Consider the following 18963-nt stretch of genomic DNA (forward strand, 5'->3'; position numbering starts at 1 on the left):
CGCCCGCTCGCGCGAACGGGCACTCGTATTCCACCGGATGCATGCGAGTTGCGGCATGCGACCGCGAGCGGGCGAAATGCCCGGGTCGCGGGGCGCGCAACCCTGGTATTTCGCCCGCTCGGCGTCCAGCGCGCGCCGACCGGGCGAGCGAGCAGGCCAGCGCGAGCGGGCGGGCAGGCAGCCGCCCGCGGGCGGGACCGACGCACGAGGCGTGACCGCCGGGCGGACGGGAGGCGCGGGGCGGGCCCGCATCGGGCCTCCCGTCCGTCAGCGGCGACCGTCTAGGGCCGCGCGCCCTCCTGCGGGACCGCCTGCGCGACCGGCAGCGAGTCGCTCGTCGTGCGGAGCGACTCCTGCCGGATCTCGAGCTGCGTCACGGCGAGCGCGGCCAGGTCGTGCAGGTTGGCGAGGTCGGCCTCGGTCGCCTGCCGCGGCTTCGTGTCGAGCACCGCGAGGGTCCCGATCGGAACACCGTCGTGCCGCACCAGCGGCACGCTCACGTAGAACCGGATGCCGAGCGCGCCGGTGACGAGCGGGCTGTGCTGCATGTCGGGGTGGATCGACCCGTCCGGGATGACGACGGGGACCGCGACGGGCGCGAAGCCGTTGCCGAAGTTGATGTTGCGCGCTGCTTCGTCGACGCCCTCGGCGATGTACGACTGCGACCAGGCGCGGTCCTCGTCGAGCACCTCGACCAGGGCGATGGGCGCGTCGAACAGCCGGGCGGCCATCGCGGTGGTGCGGTGCAGGGCCTCGTCGGGCAGGGTGTCGAGCGTCGCCGGACGGGCCGTGTCGGCGTCGGCTCGCGGCGCACCGGCAGCGGCGGTCGGAGCCGCGGCCGTGGTGTCCACGACGTGGTCGGTGCCGACGGTCTCGGTCATGACGACGTCGCGCAGCATCGTGACCAGCTCGGCGCCGGCGGGGCGCGCGGCCGGGTCCTGCGCGGTCATCGCACGGAGCAGCTGCTTCCAGTGCTCGGGCAGTGGCTCGGGCACGACCGGGTCGCGGGACAGCCGGGCGACCGCCGACTCGACGAGCGAGCCGGGGAACTCGCGGCGGCGGGTGAAGCACTGCAGCAGCACGAGGCCGAGCGAGTAGACGTCACTCGGGCTCCCGACGTCGCCGCCGCGGGCCTGCTCGGGGCTCAGGTAGGCGGCCGTGCCGGTGGTGACGCCGTCGGCGGTCATGCGTTCGACCCCCGCGGCGAGCGCGATGCCGAAGTCGGTGAGCCGCGCGCGGGCACGGTCGGAGTCGTGGCCGTAGTCGACGAGCAGGATGTTCGACGGCTTGATGTCGCGGTGCACGACGCCGTGGCTGTGGATGTAGTGCAGCGCCTCGGCCATGTCGTAGCCGATCTCGGCGATGTGGCGGGAGGCGAGCGGGCCGACGGCGAGGCGTTCCTCGAGGTCCTGGCCGACGACCAGCGCCATCACGAGGTACCGCTGGTGGGTGCCGTCGTGGCCGGTGACGACGCCGGTGTCGAGCAGGCTGACCAGGTTGTGGTGTTCGAGCGAGGCGAGCACGCCGAGTTCGGCCTCCTGCCGGGCGATGTCGACCGTGCCGGCGTGGAACACCTTGACGGCGACGGGGCGGTGCAGGCCCTCGTCGATGCCGCGGTACACGACGGACATGCCGCCCTGGCCGATGGCGTGTTCGAGTCGGTAGCGCCCGTCGAGCAGTGGGGCCGCGGACTGGGGGTCCTCGGTCGGACTCATCGAACCTCGTTCTCGGTGCGGGCAGGCGTCGGTGCATCCTCCCATCCCGACGGGGATCGTGGGGGCCCGCGGCGTTCTCCGGATGGACGGCGCCGGCGTGCGCGGCACGTCAGACCGTCACCGCCGGTGCGTCGCCACCGTGCTCACCCGCAGGTCCTCGAACGTGCTCGTGAACCCGGCACCGCCGAGCGAGATGAGCCCGATCCTCGGCGCGCTCCCGAGGTCCGCCGTCCAGGTCCCACCTCGGACGAAGTGCCGCCCGTCGACGCTCGTGGACGCCGTGTACCGGTGCTCTCCGCCGACCACCCGGTGCACGATCCGGAGCGTGGTGGTGTCCCCGACCGGTCCGACGACCGTGTTGCCGTAGCTCGGCGCCCCAGCCGGTTGCCCGGACACCTGCTTGCCGAACTCCGTCTGCCGGGTGTTGAAGATCGAGTTCGACGTCAGCCGGACGTAGTTCCCGTCGTCGCCCCACACGATCAGTCCTCCCTGCACGTAGTTCACCCCGTCGCCGGTGGCGGGGGTGTCCACGGCGACGGTGGTCTGCAGCACGTAGTCGCCTCGCGGCGCCGGTTCGGACAGGACCGAGGCGAGCGGCGTCGCCGGTGGGTGGATGTCGGCGTCCTGCGTCTGCCAGCGGAACGTGCCGCCGCCGACGGTCCAGGTCGAGCGGTCGGGTTCGCGGGTCCAGCGGAGCGCCGTGGGGAGCGTGGTCCCGTCGAACGACGTCGACAGCGCGCGGATGGTGCGTCCGGGCACGTCGACGGGTGCGGTGGTCGCCCGGTAGGTCGCACGCTGTCCCGGCTGTGCGACCGGCCCCGGCTGCACCGTGTCGGACGGTCCCGCCCCGCCCCGCACGACGGGCCAGCCGTGCCGCCAGTCGAGCGGGTCGATGAGCGCCGGCCGCTTCGTGTACGTCGGCTGCCCTGCGTAGTACGGGTCGCCGCGGTCGACCGCGTGGTAGATGATCCAGTCCTGGCCGGCGAGGTCGGTGACCACGGTGTTGTGCCCGGTGCCGACCCAGCGGTTGCCGTTCTGCGCGAGGAGGGGTGTCCCGCCGACCCGGGTGCTCGTGATCGCCACCCCGTCCTTGTCGGTGAAGGGCCCGAGGGGGCTGCGCGACCGGGCGACGAAGACGCTGTACCCGGTCAGGGCGCCGTTGCAGCAGTTCGTGGCGGAGCCCGTGAAGTACCACCAGCCGTCGTGGCGCATCAGGTACGCGCCCTCGTACCGGTTGTCGATCGCGATCTGCCGCTCGCTCGCGGGGTCGGAGCGGAGTCCGTCGGCGCTGAGCGTGCGGACGTTGACGCCGCCGAAGTAGCTGCCGAAGTACAGGTACGTGGTGCCCTTGTCGGTGATGACCTCGGGGTCGAACGCCCAGCGCGCCCCGGTGCCGTTCGCGGCGGTCTGCGGTGCCACGACCGGGCCGCCGGAGTCCTTCCACGGACCGGTCGGGCTCGAGCTCGTCGCGACGCCGACCGCGGATCCCCCGCCGGTCGGTGCCGATGCCGAGGGCGTGTCCGACGCGGCGTAGTACAGGTACCAGGTGCCCGCACGACCGCGGTCGCCGGCCCGGTACACGACGTCCGGCGCCCAGATCCCGTTGGCGGACCCCACCCAGGCCGGTCGCGTCGGGAACGCGTCGTTCACGTACGTCCAGTGCGTCAGGTCGGTCGACCGGTAGGTCGGCACACCGTGCTGCACGAGCGACCCGTCGGCGTTCTGCTCCGTCGCCGTCAACGCGTCGGTCGTGCAGTACAGGTACCAGTTGCGGTCGCGCCCGACGCCGCGGATCGCGGTCGGGTCGGCGCAGCTCGCCGCCGTCTCGCCGTCGGGCAGGCTGAGCGCGACCGGGTTCCGGTGGGTCGGCGCCGCCGCTGCGTGTCCCGAGCCGCTGTGTCCGGTGGTCCGGTCCGCCACGGGCGTGGACGCCGCGGCGGGGCCGACCGGGAGGCCCGTGGCCGCGACCGCCGTGAGCGTCGCGACGGCGAGGATGGTTGCGACTGTTCGGCGCACGGGGTCCTGCTCTCATCGTCGAGGAAGGGCTGCGTGCGCGAGCGTACGCTCGCGGGCAGCGGACCGGACCGGTTCCGTCCGGTTCCGCGCGACGAAGGAGTCAGCGATGCCCGCGAGGTTCGTGTACTGGATGAACGTGTCGATCGACGGCTTCGTCGAGCGTGACGAGGGCGAACTCGGCGACGTCGAGGGGCCCGAGTGGATGCGGATCGACGAGCCGCTGCACCGTGAGTTCAACGCCCGCGCCGCGGCGATGACCCTGTCCGTCGAGGGGCGGGTCGTCCGCGACATGATGGACCCGTTCTGGCCGGACGCCCGCACCGACGAGTCGATGCCGGCGTTCATGCGCGAGTACGGCGAGGTCTGGACCGACCAGCCGAAGGTCCTGGTCTCGCGCACCCGGACCAGCGCCGACCACAACACCCGGGTCATCGGGGGCGACGACGCGATCGCGCAGCTCGCCGTGCTGCGCGAGGAGTCCGAGGGCGACATCGGTGTCGGCGGCCCGAACCTCGCGACGCAGTTGCTCGACGCGGGGCTGCTCGACGAGCTGTTGCTCTACACGCACCCCGCGGTGCTCGGCGCCGGTCGGCCGCTGTTCGACCCGCCGGCGACGGGCGTGCGACCGCCGGTGCTGCTGGACCTGCTCGAGCAGCGGGAGTACCACAACGGTGTCACGCTGCACCGCTACCAGGTGCTGCGGTAGTCACTCCCCCGAGGGGCCCGGACCGAAGATGACGAGCCGCCAGGCACTCGGCCGGTCACTGTCGAAGTCGTTGAACGCGACGCTGTCGACGTCCTTGCTCGATGACAGTTCGATCTGGTGCGGGCTGTCGCGGCAGTCCATCGGATCGAGTTCGATGCTCTGCGATCCGCCCGGCAGCACCGTCCGCACGATGCCACGCATGTGCCCGTTGCCGTAGCAGGAGAACTCGAGGTGGTCGATCGTCCGGGAGTCCGGGAACTGCACGCGGACGCCGGGCTCGAGATGGGCGGGGTCCTCGTCGCCGGGGGTCGTGTCGGCGCTCAGCACGCCGAGGACCGCGTCCTCGGTCTCGGTCCTCGCCTCCTGCTGCGTCTTCCACTTGGCGAGCGCTTGCTCGTCGACGGGCGGCGCCGAGGTGCAGCCGGCGAGCAGGGCCACGACGGCGAGCGCCGGCAGGACCAGGGCGGGGAGGTGTCGCACGGTGCGAGCTTAGCTACGCCTGGGTCAGTCGATGCGTGTGCAACGAGCGACGTCCCACCCGTCGATCGACAGGTGGGACGTCGCAGAACGCGTGCGAAGTGCGTCGGGTCAGACGTCGCGTCGACGTGCGACCGTCAGCGCGAGTGCACCCACGACGAGCACCTCGCCCAACAGGACACCGAAGCCGCCCCAGCCGTTCAGGACGATGTCGTCCTGGCTGGCGTCCTGTCCGTCGTAGGAGTACGCGAAGAGCTGGCTGCCGGCCTGGTCGGGCAGGAACTTCATGATGTTGACCGGCCACTCGAGGTTCATCAGCCCCGCCATCAGCGACAGGACCACCGGCAGCACCAGCAGGATCCCGAGCGTGATCGCGATGCCGCCGGCGCTCGACCGGACCAGCAGGCCGATCCCGTACGCGAGCAGCGCGAGCAGCGTCAGGTAGACGGACGACCCGAGGATCGGCAGGAACACCGACGGGTTGCCGATCTCCGGCTCCACCCCGTTGCCGGCCAGCAACGGCAGCGAGATGAGCACACCGATCCAGGTCGCGACGGCACTGACGACGAACGTCGTGACCGCCAGCACAACGGCCTTCGCGAGGATCACACCGGTGCGCCGGGGGTCGGCCGTGAACGTCGAGCGGACCTGACCGGTGCCGTACTCGCCGGTGATGATGAGCACGCCGAGCACGCCCACGACGAGCGACGAGAGCAGGACGCCCACGGTGTTGACGTTCACGAGCGTGCCGTTGGCGATGTCCGTCGGCATCTGGTCGCCACCACTGTTGGTGTTCGCACCGACGAGTGCGGCCATGCCGATCGTCACGAGCACCAGGATCGCGTAGCACCAGAACGTGGACCGGATGCTGCGCAGCTTGATCCACTCGCTCCGCACCAGGTGCGGGAACGACAGACGGGTCGCGCCGTGCATGCGGGTCGACGGCGTGGTGGGCGGGGTGGTGGCGCTCATCGGGTGCCCTCCGATCGGTACTCGACGTCGTCGCGGGTGAGGGCCATGTAGGCCTCCTCCAGGCTCGCGCCGGTCGGGGTGAGTTCGTGCAGTGCGACCCCGGCCTGGGCGGCGATGTTGCCGACCGTCGGTGCGTCGGGACCGACGACCAGGAAGGTGCCGTCCTCGCGCGGGGTGACGGTCGCGTTCGGGCCGATGGCCTGGAACAGCTGGTCGGGCGACGGCGTCCGGACGATGACCCGGCTGCCACCACCGGCGGCGCCCGGTGCGACTCCCCCACCGGCGACGAACTCGGCGATCGGGGCGTCGGCCAGGACCTTGCCGCGGCCGAGCACGACCACGCGGTCGGCGGTCTGCGCCATCTCGCTCATCAGGTGGCTGGACAGGAACACGGTGCGACCGTCGGCGGCCATGCGTCGGGCGAGCTGCCTGACCCACAGGACGCCGTCGGGGTCGAGACCGTTGACGGGCTCGTCGAGGATCAGGGTCTTCGGGTCGCCGAGCAGTGCGGCAGCGATTCCCAGGCGCTGCCCCATGCCGAGCGAGAACCCACCGACGCGCTTCTTCGCGACCGACTCGAGGCCGGTCATGTCGATGACCTCGTGCACACGGGCCTTCGGGATGCCGTGGGTCGCCGCGAGCGAGAGCAGGTGGTTGTAGGCGCTGCGGCCCGAGTGGACCGCCTTCGCCTCGAGCAACGCACCGACCTGTCGGAGCGGGTCGCGGAACGTCGTGTACGGCTGGCCGTTCACCGTCGCGCTCCCCGCGGTGGGCCGGTCGAGGCCCATGATCATGCGCATCGTGGTGGACTTCCCGGCGCCGTTCGGCCCCAGGAAGCCGGTCACACTGCCGGGTCGGACGACGAACGAGACGTCGTCCACGGCGGTCTTCGGACCGTACTGTTTGGTGAGGTGGCTGACTTCGATCACGGCGGCCACGCTATTGCAGCGGTGTCCGGCGGCGCGTCCGTCGGAAGGGGGATGTGTCAGGTGCCTGGGGGCGGACCCGCTCGGCGTAGCCTGTCGCCGTGAAGCAGGCACAGGACGACGGACCGTTCTTCCACGGCACCAAGGCCGACCTCGAGCCGGGCGACGTGCTCACCGCAGGCTTCCGGTCGAACTACCGCCCCGAGGTGGTCATGAACCACGTCTACTTCACGGCGGTCTCCGACGGCGCCGGGCTCGCGGCCGAGCTCGCCGCCGGTGACGCCGAACCGCGGGTCTACGAGGTCGCGCCGACCGGTCCGTACGAGGACGACCCCAACGTCACCGACAAGAAGTTCCCCGGCAACCCGACCCGGTCCTACCGCAGCACCGAACCGGTGCGGATCGTCCGCGAGGTCACCGACTGGCCCCGACTCACGCCCGACGCGCTGCGCCTCTGGCACGACCGCCTGGCCGCACTGCGCGCGGACGAGCGCGGCGAGATCATCAACTGAGCCGGCTGGCGGACGGGAGGCGCGGGGCGGGGCCGCCACGGGCCTCCCGTCCGCTTCGCCCTGGTCTCAGTGCCCCGAACGCGCCCTGCGGACGTCAGCGGCTCAGCGCGTCGCTCGTCGTGACGGTCGCGAAGCTGCCGTCGAGCGCCGCCATGAAGGCGGCGTGGACGCTCGCACCCGGGACGGTGACTCCCCCGGAGGTCAGGTCCGGCGCCGCGCACGCGTCGGCGACGACCGTCGCGGTGAAGCCGAGTTCGTGCGCGGCTCGAGTCGTCGAGTCGATGCACATGCTGCTCATCATCCCGACGATGGTGACCTCGTCGACTCCGGCGTCGGTCAGCAGTTCCTGGAGTCCGGTGCCGATGAAGCTGTTCGGCTCGTGCTTCTCGAGGACCGGCTCGCCGTCGAGGGGCGCGACCGACGGGTGGAAGTCGAGGCCCGGCGTGCCCGGCACGAAGAACGTGGCGTCGGGGTCGGTGGACACGTGGAAGACGTGCACCACGAGGTCGCCGGCGGCGCGGAAGGAGTCGAGCACGGTGCGGGCCGCGGTGGCAGCGGCCTCGGGTTCGACGAGGGGGAAGGCCCCGCCCGGGAAGTAGTCCAGCTGGATGTCGACGAGGAGCAGCGCGCGGGTCATCGGTTCAGTATGGCGGGCGGCGGGCTTCAGGCCGGGCCGTGTCCGGGCTGTTCGTCGCCGGGATCGCGGGCGAAGGCGAGGCTCTCCGCGATGATCGAGAGCACGATGTCCACCTCGTGGTCGTCGCGCGGCCCGTAGACGAGGAACTCGGTGCCGTGGTCCTCGTACTGGTGCGGGGTCGCCCACCCGAGAGCGGTGAGCTCGACGCCGCGCGCCGCCGGCAGGCACAGGTGCACCGAGGTGTCATCGACACCGTGCAGGTGCACGGGTTCGAGGCGCCCATCGGGAGCGAGCGACGTCCACGGCACGACGTGGTCGGCACGGTCGCGGAGGAACAGTGCGCGCGACGACGCCGGCGAGACCTGACTGTGCCCCTCGACCACGTCCGGTAGTGCCAGTGCGTCCGCGACGAGTCGTCCCCACCGCTCCGGGGTCGCGCGGTCAGTGAGCTGACGCTGTGGCCCGTCGTCGGACACGGACGGGCGGACACCGGGGCGAGGTGTGGAGATCACCGTTCGACGCTACCGGCGCGCTCCGCCGCCGCGGGTCACGGTTTCGCGCCGTTACCGAACGCGCCGTGCAGCGTCGTGTCCGCGAAGGCCGTCGTGTGGATCACGGCGCGGACGCGGTCGAGGATGCCCTGGTCCTCCGAGTCCACGCCGATGACGAGCGAGCCGTAGTCGACGCGCATCGTGTACGGGATCGAGGCCTCGAGCCCGGTCACGTGCGGGGTCGTGGCGAGGGTCGCCAGTCCCTGCGCCACCGCAGTGGACGTCGAGAGCGGGATCTGCTGGTCGAACGTGCCGTCGTAGTGGACGGTGCTGGCGATGTGCCCCTCGTCCGCCGGCACGGTCAGCGTCAGGGAGACGCCGGTCCACGCCAGTTCGGTGGCCATCGTCGTCGGGACGGCTCCGGCCTGAGCCGGGGTCGCGTCGGGGTCCATCGTGACCGTGAACCGCGATGCGAAGTGGTTCGACGTGACCCACCGGGTCGAGCAGGTCGGGTCCGGGGCGGAACTGGGGGTGTTCGTGGTCGTCTGCGTCGCCTCGGCGACGGCCGGGAGCGCACGGACCTGTCGGAGGGCGGTGCGCACCTGGCTCGCGACGGCGGGGTCGAGCGTCGGCGCCGGGGTCGGGTCCGGTGTCGGGTTCGGGTTCGCTGCCGCCGGTGCCGGCGCTTCATCACTCGGACACGCCGCCGTCTCGGAGCCGCCCGATCCACCGGGCCGCAAGGCGTCGCGTGCCAGTCCCTCGGCTGCCGAGCACGCCGTGAGCGGCACGGTGCAGGCGAGGGCGACGAGGAGTCCGATGACGAGACGAGAGCGCACCGACCCAGTCTCGCTGCCGCGTGCTGCACGCCGGAGCCGGATCGGCGCGCTGTGTCCCGGGTGCTACCCGGTCGGCCGCCTCAGCTCGACTGGTCGTCCAGGTCGAGCGAAGTGGTCAGTTCCGGGAACGCCCGCGCCTGCTCGATGAGCTGCTGCGCCTTCCGCACGACCCCCTCGACGCTGTCCGCACCGGCGACGAGGCGCACCGGTGGTGCGGACATCTCGGTCAGGGCGAGGAGCGTCCGGGCGAGCTTCGCCGGATCGCCGCTCTGCTTGCCCTCCATGCCGCGGAAGAACTCCTTGGTCTGGTCCGACGAGGACCGGTAGTCGTCGAGGTGGACGTCGCCCCAGAACGTGGAGCTGCCCTCCGCGAGCAGGTCGGTCCGGAAGAAGCCGGGCTCGACGACCGTGGTGTGGATGCCGAACGGCAGGACCTCGTCGTGCAGCGCTTCCATCCACCCCTCGAGCGCGAACTTCGACGCGGCGTACGCGCTCCCACCGGCACCGGCGACGATGCCGGCGGTCGAGCTGATGCTGATGACCCGACCGGAGCCCTGTGCCCGCATGACGGGGAGCACCGCGCGGGTGACGTTCATCGCTCCGAAGAAGTTCGTCTCCATCTGCGCTCGGAACTGCTCCGGGGAGACCTCTTCGAAGAACCCGCCCTGGAAGCTCCCGGCGTTGTTCACCAGGACGTCGATGCGGCCGAACCGTTCGATCGCTGCGTCGACCGCGCTCCGGACGGTGCGCTCGTCCGTGACGTCCAACGCGACGGCGAGCAGCTCGTCGTGCTGGCCGACCGCTGCGACGACGCGTTCCGGGTCCCGCCCGGTCGCGACGACGTGGTGTCCGGCGTGCAGGGCGGCGCGCGCGAACTCGGTGCCCATGCCGCGGCTGGTCCCGGTGATGAAGAAGGTCTGGGGTTCGGTCATGCCCCCAGCGAAGACCACTTCCGCGCGACGAGTGAGGCTCTGCCGAAACGGGGTCGAGCAGAACCTCCCTTCCGCCGCTCGAGCCGCCCTACCGTCAGGGACATGGACCCCCTCGTGACCACGACCCCGTCGGCTCCGTCGACCACTCCGGTTGCCGACGACCGGCTGCCGTGGTTCCCGCTCGCACTGCTCGCGGCGATCGGGTTCGTGCTCGTCGCCATGGAGACCATGCCCGCGGGCCTCCTGCCGGTCATCGCGGACGGCATGGGGACGTCCGAGGGCACGGTCGGACTGTTCGTCAGCGCCTACGCGATCGGCACCGTCATCGCCACGGTGCCGGCGATCGCACTCACGCGGGGCCTGCGCCGCAAGCCGTTGCTCATGACGGCCATCGCCGTGTTGATCATCGCGAACACCCTCACCGCGTTCGCCCCGAACGTGACGATCGCGCTCGTCACGCGGTTCGTCGCCGGCGCGGCGTCCGGGATCATCTGGGGCATGTTCGCCACCTACGCGCGGCGCATCAGCCCCGCGCGGTTCGCAGGCGTCTCCCTCGCCATCGTCTCCACGGGCGCCCCCGTCGGCTTCGCGCTCGGCACACCGCTCGGGTCGTTCATCGGCACCGCGCTGGACTGGCGCTGGTCGTTCATCGGCCTCAGCCTCGTCGGGGTCGTCATCCTCGGGTTGATCGCCGTGTTCGTGCCGGACGCCCCCGGCCAGACCGGCACTGCGAAGCTCTCCGTGGTCAAGGTGTTCCGCATCCGTGGGATCGCGATCATCCTCGCCGTCATCGCCACGTGGATGGTCGCGCACAACACGATCTACACCTACATCTCCCCGTACCTGCGGGTGACCGGCACCGACCTCAGCGCCGGGCTCGTCCTCCTCGTCTACGGCATCGCGGCGATCCTCGGCGTCGTGATCACGGGCGCGCTCCTCGACCGGCATCCCCGGCCCCTGCTGCACCTGAGCGTCGGACTGTTCGTCGTCACCGGCGTCGTCCTGCTCGTGGGTCACGCGTCGCCGGTCGCCGTCCTGGTCGCCGCCGTCCTGTGGGGTGTCAGCTTCGGAGGTGCCTCGACGCAGCTGCAGGCGGCGCTCACCACGGCAGGTGGGGAGAACGCCGACGTCGCCAGCGCCTTCCTGCCCGTCGCGTTCAACATCGCGATCTTCGTCGCCGGGATCTTCGGAGCCGCGCTGTTGACCGTGTTCGACGGACTGGTCCTGGCCGTGGTGATGATCGTGTTCGGGGCGATCGCGGCGCTGCTCACGCTGGTCGGCCGGCGATCGGCGTTCCCCGCGCGGCTCTAGGCGACGGCCGGCGGACGAGGCCGCCGACACCGCCACGGCTCAACCGTTGACGAGGTCGCCGCCCCACGTCAGGTCGCTGTCCTCGTCGACCGGGAAGGCCTCGAACCGGTCGTCGGCCAGGACAGCGTCGACCAGAGCACGTGATCCGGCGACGATCGTCGAGTCCCAGTCGATCTCCGACGCGAGCACCCAGGAGTGGTCTTCCGGCCAGAGCATCTGCGGGGTGTGGGCGAGGTCGACGATTGTCCCGATCCGAGCGCGGTCCAGCCACGTCGGGTCGGCGAGCTGCGGCAGCGTCATCGAGAGGAGGAAGCACTCGCGGTGCGGCCACGGGAAGAGCTCGACGGCGAGGGCGGCGCGGATCGCCGCCTGTTCTCCGTCGTGCACTGCTTGCTGCTCGACGACGTACCGCTGCATCGACTCGATCTCCTCCGCAGTCGGCTCGTCCGGACCCTGCCAACCGACGGCGAGCGTCGAACCGCCGCTCAGTTCGCCCCACCCGTCCCAGACCGCTGCGACCAGGTCGTCCGGCGTCGACGTGGCCTTGGCCAGGTGCTCGGTGAGCGCAGCAAGCAGGATCGGCTCGAACCAGCCTTCCTCGGGCGGCTGGACGCGCCATCCGTCCTCGAACACCGGGTCGGATTCGTCGGTCCGGCCGGTCAGGCTCCGCCACTGGACGAGTGGGTGCGCGATGCCGCCCGTTCGCGACGCGACGTCGGACCACCGCCACCGGGCGGACTCGAGGACGGGGTGGTCGTCCCGTTCGTCCACGATCGAATGGTCCTCGCGGTCCGCCGACACCGGGTGGAGGATGCGCGCGTAGGCGTCGAAGCCGGTCCCGACTGTCCCGCCCACGGTGGCGAATACACCCGCCCGGGCGAGTAGCCAGATGCCGCGGGAGACGTCGGTGATCAGTTCCACGTGCAGAGCCTAGACACCCACGCGATCGTGGGTCGACTGACGACTCGAGTTGCGGGACAAGGGTGAAGCACGCCAAACTCGTACGCAGTATTTGATAGTTGAAACTTCAGGAGATCAATGTCTGTTCGGCTGAAAACGAAGTCTGCCCTCGGGGTAGTGATCGGCGTCGCGCTCACAGTGTCAGGGCTGGGCGCCACTGGTCCGGCGACCGCGGCGGAGAAACCGGGCGCACAGGACGCTCGAGCAGCGTGGGGCAGCTACCACAAGATCATCAGCAAGACGTCGACTGGAAGCCACGTAGGCTCCCAGAAACTCGCATCGTGTGGATCACGAACCGCCGCGATGGACTGCTCACTCACTCGCGGAAGGACGGCCAACCGCACGATCGGACTCGACTTGGGCGCCTCTCGCGGCTGGGCTGCTGGCCAGTTGAAGATCAGCGCCTCGACCACCCAGAGCGTCTCGGTGACCTGCAGCAAGCGGAAGGTCCCCAAGGGCAAGCAACTCGTCGCGTACCCGGTCGGCGTTCGCTACAAGTACAAGATCCAGAAGCACATCACCGGCGCTGGCAAGGACTACGTGTCGGGCACGTCGAAGTGGCTGTACGCGTTCAATCCTGGCAGCGCACGCGTCTCCTGCGACATCAGGAGCTTCTAGCTAAAGGAGGACGCATGCGCATCACTCTCGTTTCCGTTGCGATCGTGACCACACTGCTCGGGTTGGCAGGGTGCACTTCCGCTCCTGACGTCGCGACCACCGATCTCATCGGCAAGAGCGTCGCGCTGGCCACCGAGCAGGTCCCCTCGGGTCGGTCGTACGCATGGTACGACCTCACCGAGCAGATCCTCCACCGGGAAGGCGACTTGATCGGAGGGGCCGAACCGGATGGCGAAGGCGGCGTGATCGTCGCCGTGTGCGCGGACGCTGAGGCCATCGGACGCACCTCGAGCATCACCACTGGCGCCATCCCTGCCGGCGATTACCACGGACGGATCAAGCGCGAAGCCGAGGCGGGAGCCTTTGATGCACTCCTTCCGGAGTGTCAGCGTCAAGGCTGATCCCGTGCGACTCCGGCCGTCAGGGCCAACCCGGCAGTCAGGCCTCCATCGACGGCCTGGCTGGACGGCCAACGCGCAGCTCGGGGAACTGCTCGTCGCGCCACTCACCGTCGATCGGCGTGCCACTTGCGGCCGCACGCTCCTCGCGCTCCCGCAGCTCCACGCGTCGGATCTTGCCAGAAATGGTCTTCGGCAGCTCCGCGAACTCGACCCGACGCACGCGTGCGTACGCCGGCAGCGCCGTACGCGCGTAGGCGAGCACCTGTTCGGCGGTCTCCGCCGTCGCCTTGAACCCTGCGGCGAGGGTCACGTACGCCTTGACGATGTTGAGCCGGGCGTCGTCCGGGGCGGGAACGACGGCGCTCTCGGCCACGGCGGGGTGCTGCAGCAGGGCGCTCTCGACCTCGAACGGTGACACCTTGTAGTCGGACGACTTGAACACGTCGTCGGTCCGGCCGATGAAGGTCAGCTCTCCGTCGGCGTCCCGGACCGCGATGTCGCCGGTGTGGAAGAAGCCGTCGCGCATCGATGCCGCGGTCCGTTCGGGGTCGCCGAGGTACTCGGCCATCAGGTTGACCGGCCGCTCGTCGAGGTCCAAGCAGACCTCGCCCTCGTCGCCGGGCTGCCCGGTGACCGGGTCCAGCAGCGTCACGGTGACACCGGGCAACGCACGGCCCATCGCGCCCGGGGTGACGGTGCTGCCCGGGGCGTTGCCGATGATCGCGGTGGTCTCGGTCTGCCCGTAGCCGTCGCGGATGGTCAGACCCCACGCGCGTTCGACCCGGTCGATGACCTCGGGGTTGAGCGGTTCTCCGGCCGACACGACCTCGCGCAGTGCCCGAGGGCGCGCACCGAGATCGGACTGGAGCATCATCCGCCAGGCGGTGGGCGGTGCGCAGAACGTGCTCACCTCGGCGGACTCCAGCTGGGCGAGGAGCGCGGCCGGATCGAACCGCGGGGTGTCGTGGACGAAGACGGTCGCCTCGGCGATCCACGGCGCGAAGAAGCAGCTCCAGGCGTGCTTCCCCCAGCCGGGCGAGCTGATCGCCAGGTGCACGTCCCCGGGCCGCAGGCCGAGCCAGTGCATCGTGCTGAGGTGCCCGACCGGGTACGACGTCTGGGTGTGCACGACCATCTTCGGCTTCGAGGTCGTGCCCGACGTGAAGTAGACGAGGCAGGGATCGGCGGTCTTGGTGACCACGACCGGTCGCGACTCCCCCGCGGGCGCTGGTTCGCCGAGATCCGACGGGTAGTCCGTCCAGCCCTCCGCAGCGCCGCCGATCACCACGCGCGAGAATTCCCCGCGGACGTCGTCGTACTTCGCGGTCTCGCTGCGGTTCGTGACGACGTGCGCCACGCCTCCGCGGTCGACGCGGTCCTGCAGGTCGGCGGTGTCGAGCATCGTCGACGTCGGCAGGATCACCGCCCCGAGCTTGATCACCGCGAGCATCGTCTCCCACAGCTCGAGCTGGTTGCCGAGCATGACGAGCACGTGGTCGCCCTTCCGGACGCCGTGCTCGTGCAGGCGAACGGCCAAACGGTCGGACCGGGCGGCCATCTCCGCGTAGCTGAGCCGCTGTTCCGAGCCATCCGCGTCGACGATCCAGAGCGCGATGCGGTCGTTGCCAGCAGCGATGACGTCGAACCAGTCGTCCGCCCAGTTGAAGGTGTCGCCGAGGTCCGGCCACCGGAAGGCGGCGCGGGCGGCATCGGCGGACTCTGCGGAGAGCAACTGGTCACGGGCAGCGCGGTACGCGGCGGTCACGTTCGGGTTGGGCACGGACCGATCATGCCGCATCCGTCTGGTCGCCGATCCCGAACAGCCGACGTGCGTTCCCCGACGTGAACGCCTCGCGGGCCGCGTCCGAGGGGAACTCCTGCAGGAACGTGTCGATCTCGGCGGCGGAGGGTCGCTGGAACGGGTGGTCGGTGGAGAACAGCAGCCGATCGGGCGTCGTGACGTCCAGCGCGTGCCGGAGCAGCGTGGGGCTGAGCATCCCCGAGCTGGTGATGTGGAGGTTCGAGCGGACGGTGTCGGACACCGTCCGCTCGAGGCCGGCGACCCGCGACAGGCTGTCCGCACGGTCGAGCCAGAACAGCAGCAGCTCGCCCCAGTGGCCGAGCACGACCTGCAGGTCCGGGTGCCGGTCGAAGGTGCCGCCGACGATCAGGCGCAGTGCCGCACGTGCCGCCTCGAGGTGCCACCCCCACCCGAAGGTCGCCAATCCGAGCTCGACCATCGGGTCGAACCCCTCGTACGCCGCCTCGCGCAGGCGCTTCGACGGGATCTGCGGGTGAATGAAGACCGGCTGCCCGAGCGACGCCGCGACGGCGAAGAGGTCGTCGTACCGGCGGTCGTCGAGCGGCACCTCGCCCGTCCGCCCGTAGACCATCACCCCCACGCAACCAAGGCCGGCAGTGCGCTCCAGTTCGGCGACGGCAGCGTCCGGGTCGGCCATCGGCAGGGTCGCGAACGCGCGGAACCGGTCCGGGTGGTCCGCGACCGCGGCGATCGCGATGTCGTTCGCCTGCTGACTCAGCGGGATCGCGTCCGCGGCATCGAGCGGCTGCGCTCCGGGCGGCGCGAGGGACAGCACCTGGACGTCGATCCCCTGCTCGTCCATCGCTGCGAGCCGGGCGTCACCGAGGTCACGGAGCAGCTCGCCGTTGTCGCCGAGTTCGTCCAGCGCCGTGCTCGGGTCGCGGCGGTCGTCGGGCAGGGCGTTGACGGCGTCCGTCAGGGCCGGGTGGTTCCAGTGCTCTTCGATCGCGATCAGGGTCATCGGGGTTCCTCCGTCTGGTCTCGCGCCGGTGCATTCACTCATCGGCGTTGAGTGAACCGTACACCTCGCTCAACGCCGTAGAGTCGGACGCATGGCCGAGACCTCACGCGACGCGAAACGCGCACAGACCGCCGAGCGCATCCGCGCAGCCGCTCGGCGGCAGTTCGGTGCGAACGGGTACGAGGGCACGACGATCCGGAGCATCGCCTCAGCAGCGGGCATCGATCCGTCGCTCGTCATGCAGCACTTCGGGTCGAAGGCAGCGCTGTTCGCGACCGCCGTGCAGCTGCCGGCCACGTCGGACGCTGGGAGCGAGCGCGCGGCGGCCGACCACCTCCTCGACGTCCTGGGCATCCGGTTCGACGCGCTCCCCGCCGAGACGGCGGCGCTCGTCCGGTCGATGCTGACGGTGCCCGAGGCGGCGGACACCATGCGCGGCTACCTCGACGAGCGGGTCGGGAACCTGGCGCGCTCTCTCGACGGCGACGACGCCCGGCTGCGGGCGTTGATGACCGTGAGCGGCATCCTCGGCATCACGATCACGCAGCACTTCCTGCGCCTCAGCGCGTTCGAAGGCGCGTCACGTGACGACCTGCTCCGCGCGGCGCAGGGCTGGGTGGAGTCGCTCACGACGGAGGCCGGGGCATCCACTCGCTGAGCCGGGTCAGTCCAGACTGTTCAGCCACGTCTCGAGCCACGGCACGACGTCCGACAGGTCCGCCGTGTCGATCGCGGTCGATGCTGCCGCCCTGGCCGCTCCGGTCGCGTTGAGAGCCAGCGCCGCGGGGACCACCTCGAAGAGTGGGATGTCCGACCGACTGTCCCCGATCGCACAGCACCGCTCGATCGGCACGCCACGGGCCAGCGCGTACCGGAGCGCACGGTCTCGCTTGTCGAACTCGTCGAAGTGCTCCGCCACCGCCCCGTCGTAGGTGCCACCCGTGACCCCGACCCGCGGTCCGCCGTGCGCGACGAACCCGAACCGCCGCGCGAGCGACCGAGTGACCGGCTGCCACGCGAGCGACGCCAGCACGGGGACGACCTGGTGCGTGCGGCACCACGCCACCACGAGCTCCACACCGGGGAGCACCGGTAGGTCGTCGAGCCAGCGGTCCACGGTCGTCGTCGATGCGCCGCGCCAGCCCGCGGCATCGATCTCGCTCACCTGTCGATTCGTGAGCGAGCCGTCGGCGTACCGACGCTCAGCCTCGTCCAGCGCGTCCTGGTGCCCGAATCGTTCCGCGAGATGACTGCTGCTCGAACCGGTCGACACGAGCGTCCCGTCGACGTCGAAGAAGACGATGCCGCGCTCCGGCTCCGTCACTGCTCCCGATCCTCCGCCATCGCCGCGCGGATCGCTGCGATCGTGTCTGCGGTCTCGACGTGCAGGTGCGCCCGGATCCCCATCGCCCGCGCAGCCTCGATGTTCGCCGGTACGTCGTCAACGAAGAGGACATCCGCGGGCGCGGCAGCGAGCTGGTCGAGTGCGATCCGGAAGGCCTCTGGTTCCGGCTTCGTGACACCGATCTCGTGGCTGTAGCAGATCGGGTCGAACACGGCCGCGAACCCGAACCGTCGCTCCTCTTCCTGACGGGCGCCGTCACCAGAATTGGACAGGATCGCGAGCCCGACCGTCCCGCGCAGACCGGCGACGAAGTCGAAGAGCGGCTTGTTCAAGGAGCCGCAGTAGGCGTCCCAGAAGTCGGCTCGCATCGACGCGAGCTCCTCAGCCGAGGCGCCGAGTGCGGCGCCGATCTTCCCCCAGTACTCGTCGTCGACCCCGGTCCGTCGCGCAGCATCGGGCAGGTCGGCGTCCGACAACCGCGTCGAGAACTCCTCGTCCGTCATGCCGAACGCAGCCGCCCACCTCGTGCGGAACTGCCCGGGCCATGCCGCGTCGTCGACCATCTCGAGCACGCCACCGACGTCGAGCAGCAGCCACCGCACCCCACCGCCGGTCATGCCGAGGCCCCGTCGAGTCGGCGGATCATCTCGAGCTCCCGCTCGTCGGGCGCGAGGACGTACGGCTCGGTCGCCCCGGTCAGCTCGTACCCGCGTCGGGCGTAGAAGGCCTGAGCCCGCAGGTTGCGCTCATGCACGTGGAGTCGGAGTGTGGCGCCGTGGCCGGATGCCCACGACTCGATCCCGTCGAGCAGTGCATCGGTCACGCCAGCCGCACGGCCACGGTGCGACGGCGCGACGTACACGCCGACCAGCAACGGTCCGGTCGCGGCGTCCGGAATGAACGCCCCCATCGCACCGACCCAGCGGCCGTCGGCGTCGATCGCCACGAGCGAGGTCCCCCGGACGTCCTGACCTCGGCGACCCCGCGCACGCCATTCGGTCTCGTCGAGCTGCTCGGCGTCCGCCAGGTGCTCCGCGTAAGCCATCGGGGTGTCCTGGATCATCTCCAGGCGGAGCGCTCGGAGGGCTTCCCAGTCAGCTTCGGTCGTCGGTCGGATCGTTATCCCCTGCATGGACCGAGCGTAGGACAGACAGCCGTCGGCGAAACTCGTCCGAACGGATTCCAATCGACTTGGGGCAGGGCGCCGAATAGCTTGCACAGACCGGGAACCACCCGGAGCGCTCACCAGCCGCACATTGCTGGTTCTCCACCCTGCACCAGGGTGTGTTCGGCGCGCACACAGCAGCCGCGCCGAGCGCGACACC

At 70.7% G+C, this 18963-nt stretch carries 21 protein-coding genes; 6 read left to right on the plus strand and 15 right to left on the minus strand.

Annotated features, from left to right (window positions below; all coding sequences use genetic code 11):
* Window positions 1-281 precede the first annotated feature (281 nt).
* Together EDF33_RS18735 and EDF33_RS18740 are read right to left on the minus strand one after the other, a co-directional pair.
* On the minus strand, window positions 282-1715 hold the full coding sequence (locus tag EDF33_RS18735) for a GAF domain-containing serine/threonine-protein kinase (RefSeq protein ID WP_132100822.1): 1434 nt from the start codon (window positions 1713-1715) through the stop codon (window positions 282-284).
* A gap of 117 nt (window positions 1716-1832) precedes the next feature.
* On the minus strand, window positions 1833-3731 hold the full coding sequence (locus tag EDF33_RS18740; RefSeq protein ID WP_132100823.1) for a family 43 glycosylhydrolase: 1899 nt from the start codon (window positions 3729-3731) through the stop codon (window positions 1833-1835).
* Between the two features lie 106 nt (window positions 3732-3837).
* Here EDF33_RS18740 and EDF33_RS18745 point away from each other — a divergent pair, with 106 nt between their 5' ends.
* On the plus strand, window positions 3838-4437 hold the full coding sequence (locus tag EDF33_RS18745) for a dihydrofolate reductase family protein (protein ID WP_123294920.1): 600 nt from the start codon (window positions 3838-3840) through the stop codon (window positions 4435-4437).
* Here the strand turns inward: EDF33_RS18745 and EDF33_RS18750 are convergent, their stop codons facing one another.
* From EDF33_RS18750 to EDF33_RS18760, 3 genes are all read right to left on the minus strand, one after another.
* Window positions 4438-4917 carry a hypothetical protein gene (locus EDF33_RS18750; RefSeq protein WP_132100824.1) on the minus strand — a complete coding sequence of 160 codons (480 nt, stop codon included), beginning with the start codon at window positions 4915-4917 and terminating at the stop codon, window positions 4438-4440.
* A 108-nt stretch (window positions 4918-5025) separates the two neighbouring features.
* On the minus strand, window positions 5026-5886 hold the full coding sequence (locus EDF33_RS18755) for an ABC transporter permease subunit (RefSeq protein WP_132100825.1): 861 nt from the start codon (window positions 5884-5886) through the stop codon (window positions 5026-5028).
* Window positions 5883-6815, minus strand: a complete 933-nt coding sequence (locus EDF33_RS18760; protein ID WP_123294948.1) for an ABC transporter ATP-binding protein — start codon at window positions 6813-6815, stop codon at window positions 5883-5885. The genes EDF33_RS18755 and EDF33_RS18760 overlap by 4 nt, the downstream gene beginning before the upstream one ends.
* 98 nt (window positions 6816-6913) lie before the next feature.
* Here EDF33_RS18760 and arr point away from each other — a divergent pair, with 98 nt between their 5' ends.
* A complete protein-coding gene (arr, locus tag EDF33_RS18765; protein WP_132100826.1) occupies window positions 6914-7324 on the plus strand; it encodes an NAD(+)--rifampin ADP-ribosyltransferase in 411 nt (136 codons plus the stop codon).
* A 94-nt stretch (window positions 7325-7418) separates the two neighbouring features.
* On the opposite strand, the gene EDF33_RS18770 is transcribed toward arr, so the two are convergent.
* The 4 genes from EDF33_RS18770 to EDF33_RS18785 all read right to left on the minus strand — a co-directional run bounded on the left by EDF33_RS18770 (window position 7419) and on the right by EDF33_RS18785 (window position 10220).
* The gene (locus EDF33_RS18770) at window positions 7419-7961 is read right to left on the minus strand and encodes a cysteine hydrolase family protein (protein WP_132100827.1); all 543 of its coding nucleotides are present in this window, start codon (window positions 7959-7961) and stop codon (window positions 7419-7421) included.
* Between the two features lie 26 nt (window positions 7962-7987).
* Entirely contained in the window at window positions 7988-8473 is a 486-nt protein-coding gene (locus EDF33_RS18775; protein WP_243692500.1) for a luciferase family protein, read from the minus strand.
* Between the two features lie 35 nt (window positions 8474-8508).
* Window positions 8509-9288 (minus strand): hypothetical protein, encoded by a 780-nt coding sequence (locus tag EDF33_RS18780; protein WP_243692501.1) that lies wholly within the window; start codon window positions 9286-9288, stop codon window positions 8509-8511.
* A gap of 80 nt (window positions 9289-9368) precedes the next feature.
* The gene (locus tag EDF33_RS18785) at window positions 9369-10220 is read right to left on the minus strand and encodes an SDR family NAD(P)-dependent oxidoreductase (RefSeq protein ID WP_132100828.1); all 852 of its coding nucleotides are present in this window, start codon (window positions 10218-10220) and stop codon (window positions 9369-9371) included.
* A 102-nt stretch (window positions 10221-10322) separates the two neighbouring features.
* Here EDF33_RS18785 and EDF33_RS18790 point away from each other — a divergent pair, with 102 nt between their 5' ends.
* The gene (locus EDF33_RS18790; RefSeq protein WP_132100829.1) at window positions 10323-11531 is read left to right on the plus strand and encodes an MFS transporter; all 1209 of its coding nucleotides are present in this window, start codon (window positions 10323-10325) and stop codon (window positions 11529-11531) included.
* A gap of 39 nt (window positions 11532-11570) precedes the next feature.
* On the opposite strand, the gene EDF33_RS18795 is transcribed toward EDF33_RS18790, so the two are convergent.
* Window positions 11571-12452, minus strand: a complete 882-nt coding sequence (locus EDF33_RS18795) for a hypothetical protein (RefSeq protein WP_132100830.1) — start codon at window positions 12450-12452, stop codon at window positions 11571-11573.
* Between the two features lie 396 nt (window positions 12453-12848).
* On the opposite strand from EDF33_RS18795, the gene EDF33_RS18800 reads away from it, so the two are divergent.
* Together EDF33_RS18800 and EDF33_RS18805 are read left to right on the plus strand one after the other, a co-directional pair.
* On the plus strand, window positions 12849-13109 hold the full coding sequence (locus EDF33_RS18800) for a hypothetical protein (protein WP_123936758.1): 261 nt from the start codon (window positions 12849-12851) through the stop codon (window positions 13107-13109).
* A 14-nt stretch (window positions 13110-13123) separates the two neighbouring features.
* Window positions 13124-13510, plus strand: coding sequence for a hypothetical protein (locus EDF33_RS18805; protein ID WP_132100831.1), 387 nt, complete (start codon window positions 13124-13126; stop codon window positions 13508-13510).
* A gap of 37 nt (window positions 13511-13547) precedes the next feature.
* Here EDF33_RS18805 and EDF33_RS18810 read toward each other — a convergent pair whose 3' ends face one another.
* Window positions 13548-15290 (minus strand): AMP-binding protein, encoded by a 1743-nt coding sequence (locus EDF33_RS18810; RefSeq protein ID WP_243692502.1) that lies wholly within the window; start codon window positions 15288-15290, stop codon window positions 13548-13550.
* A gap of 7 nt (window positions 15291-15297) precedes the next feature.
* Window positions 15298-16293, minus strand: a complete 996-nt coding sequence (locus EDF33_RS18815) for an amidohydrolase family protein (protein ID WP_132100833.1) — start codon at window positions 16291-16293, stop codon at window positions 15298-15300.
* Window positions 16294-16384: 91 nt separating this feature from the next.
* Between EDF33_RS18815 and EDF33_RS18820 the strand changes: the two genes are divergently transcribed.
* Window positions 16385-16951: a TetR/AcrR family transcriptional regulator gene (locus EDF33_RS18820; RefSeq protein ID WP_132100834.1), complete on the plus strand. Its 567-nt coding sequence runs from the start codon at window positions 16385-16387 to the stop codon at window positions 16949-16951.
* A gap of 6 nt (window positions 16952-16957) precedes the next feature.
* Here the strand turns inward: EDF33_RS18820 and EDF33_RS18825 are convergent, their stop codons facing one another.
* The 3 genes from EDF33_RS18825 to EDF33_RS18835 are packed head-to-tail and all read right to left on the minus strand — an operon-like array spanning window position 16958 to window position 18770.
* On the minus strand, window positions 16958-17617 hold the full coding sequence (locus EDF33_RS18825; protein WP_132100835.1) for a haloacid dehalogenase-like hydrolase: 660 nt from the start codon (window positions 17615-17617) through the stop codon (window positions 16958-16960).
* A complete protein-coding gene (locus EDF33_RS18830; RefSeq protein ID WP_132100836.1) occupies window positions 17614-18255 on the minus strand; it encodes an HAD-IA family hydrolase in 642 nt (213 codons plus the stop codon). The genes EDF33_RS18825 and EDF33_RS18830 overlap by 4 nt, the downstream gene beginning before the upstream one ends.
* Entirely contained in the window at window positions 18252-18770 is a 519-nt protein-coding gene (locus tag EDF33_RS18835) for a GNAT family N-acetyltransferase (protein ID WP_132100837.1), read from the minus strand. Before EDF33_RS18835 ends, EDF33_RS18830 begins: the two co-directional genes overlap by 4 nt.
* Window positions 18771-18963: the final 193 nt, after the last annotated feature.

The organism is Curtobacterium sp. PhB146, from assembly GCF_004342995.1.
Classification (GTDB): domain Bacteria; phylum Actinomycetota; class Actinomycetes; order Actinomycetales; family Microbacteriaceae; genus Curtobacterium.

Coding starts and splice junctions, on each gene's coding strand:
- EDF33_RS18735 (WP_132100822.1), bottom strand. CDS start 1,715: ATGAGTCCGACCGAGGACCCCCAGTCCGCGGCCCCACTGCTCGACGGG.
- EDF33_RS18745 (WP_123294920.1), top strand. CDS start 3,838: ATGCCCGCGAGGTTCGTGTACTGGATGAACGTGTCGATCGACGGCTTC.
- EDF33_RS18755 (WP_132100825.1), bottom strand. CDS start 5,886: ATGAGCGCCACCACCCCGCCCACCACGCCGTCGACCCGCATGCACGGC.
- EDF33_RS18770 (WP_132100827.1), bottom strand. CDS start 7,961: ATGACCCGCGCGCTGCTCCTCGTCGACATCCAGCTGGACTACTTCCCG.
- EDF33_RS18785 (WP_132100828.1), bottom strand. CDS start 10,220: ATGACCGAACCCCAGACCTTCTTCATCACCGGGACCAGCCGCGGCATG.
- EDF33_RS18790 (WP_132100829.1), top strand. CDS start 10,323: ATGGACCCCCTCGTGACCACGACCCCGTCGGCTCCGTCGACCACTCCG.
- EDF33_RS18805 (WP_132100831.1), top strand. CDS start 13,124: ATGCGCATCACTCTCGTTTCCGTTGCGATCGTGACCACACTGCTCGGG.
- EDF33_RS18815 (WP_132100833.1), bottom strand. CDS start 16,293: ATGACCCTGATCGCGATCGAAGAGCACTGGAACCACCCGGCCCTGACG.
- EDF33_RS18820 (WP_132100834.1), top strand. CDS start 16,385: ATGGCCGAGACCTCACGCGACGCGAAACGCGCACAGACCGCCGAGCGC.
- EDF33_RS18830 (WP_132100836.1), bottom strand. CDS start 18,255: ATGACCGGCGGTGGGGTGCGGTGGCTGCTGCTCGACGTCGGTGGCGTG.
- EDF33_RS18835 (WP_132100837.1), bottom strand. CDS start 18,770: ATGCAGGGGATAACGATCCGACCGACGACCGAAGCTGACTGGGAAGCC.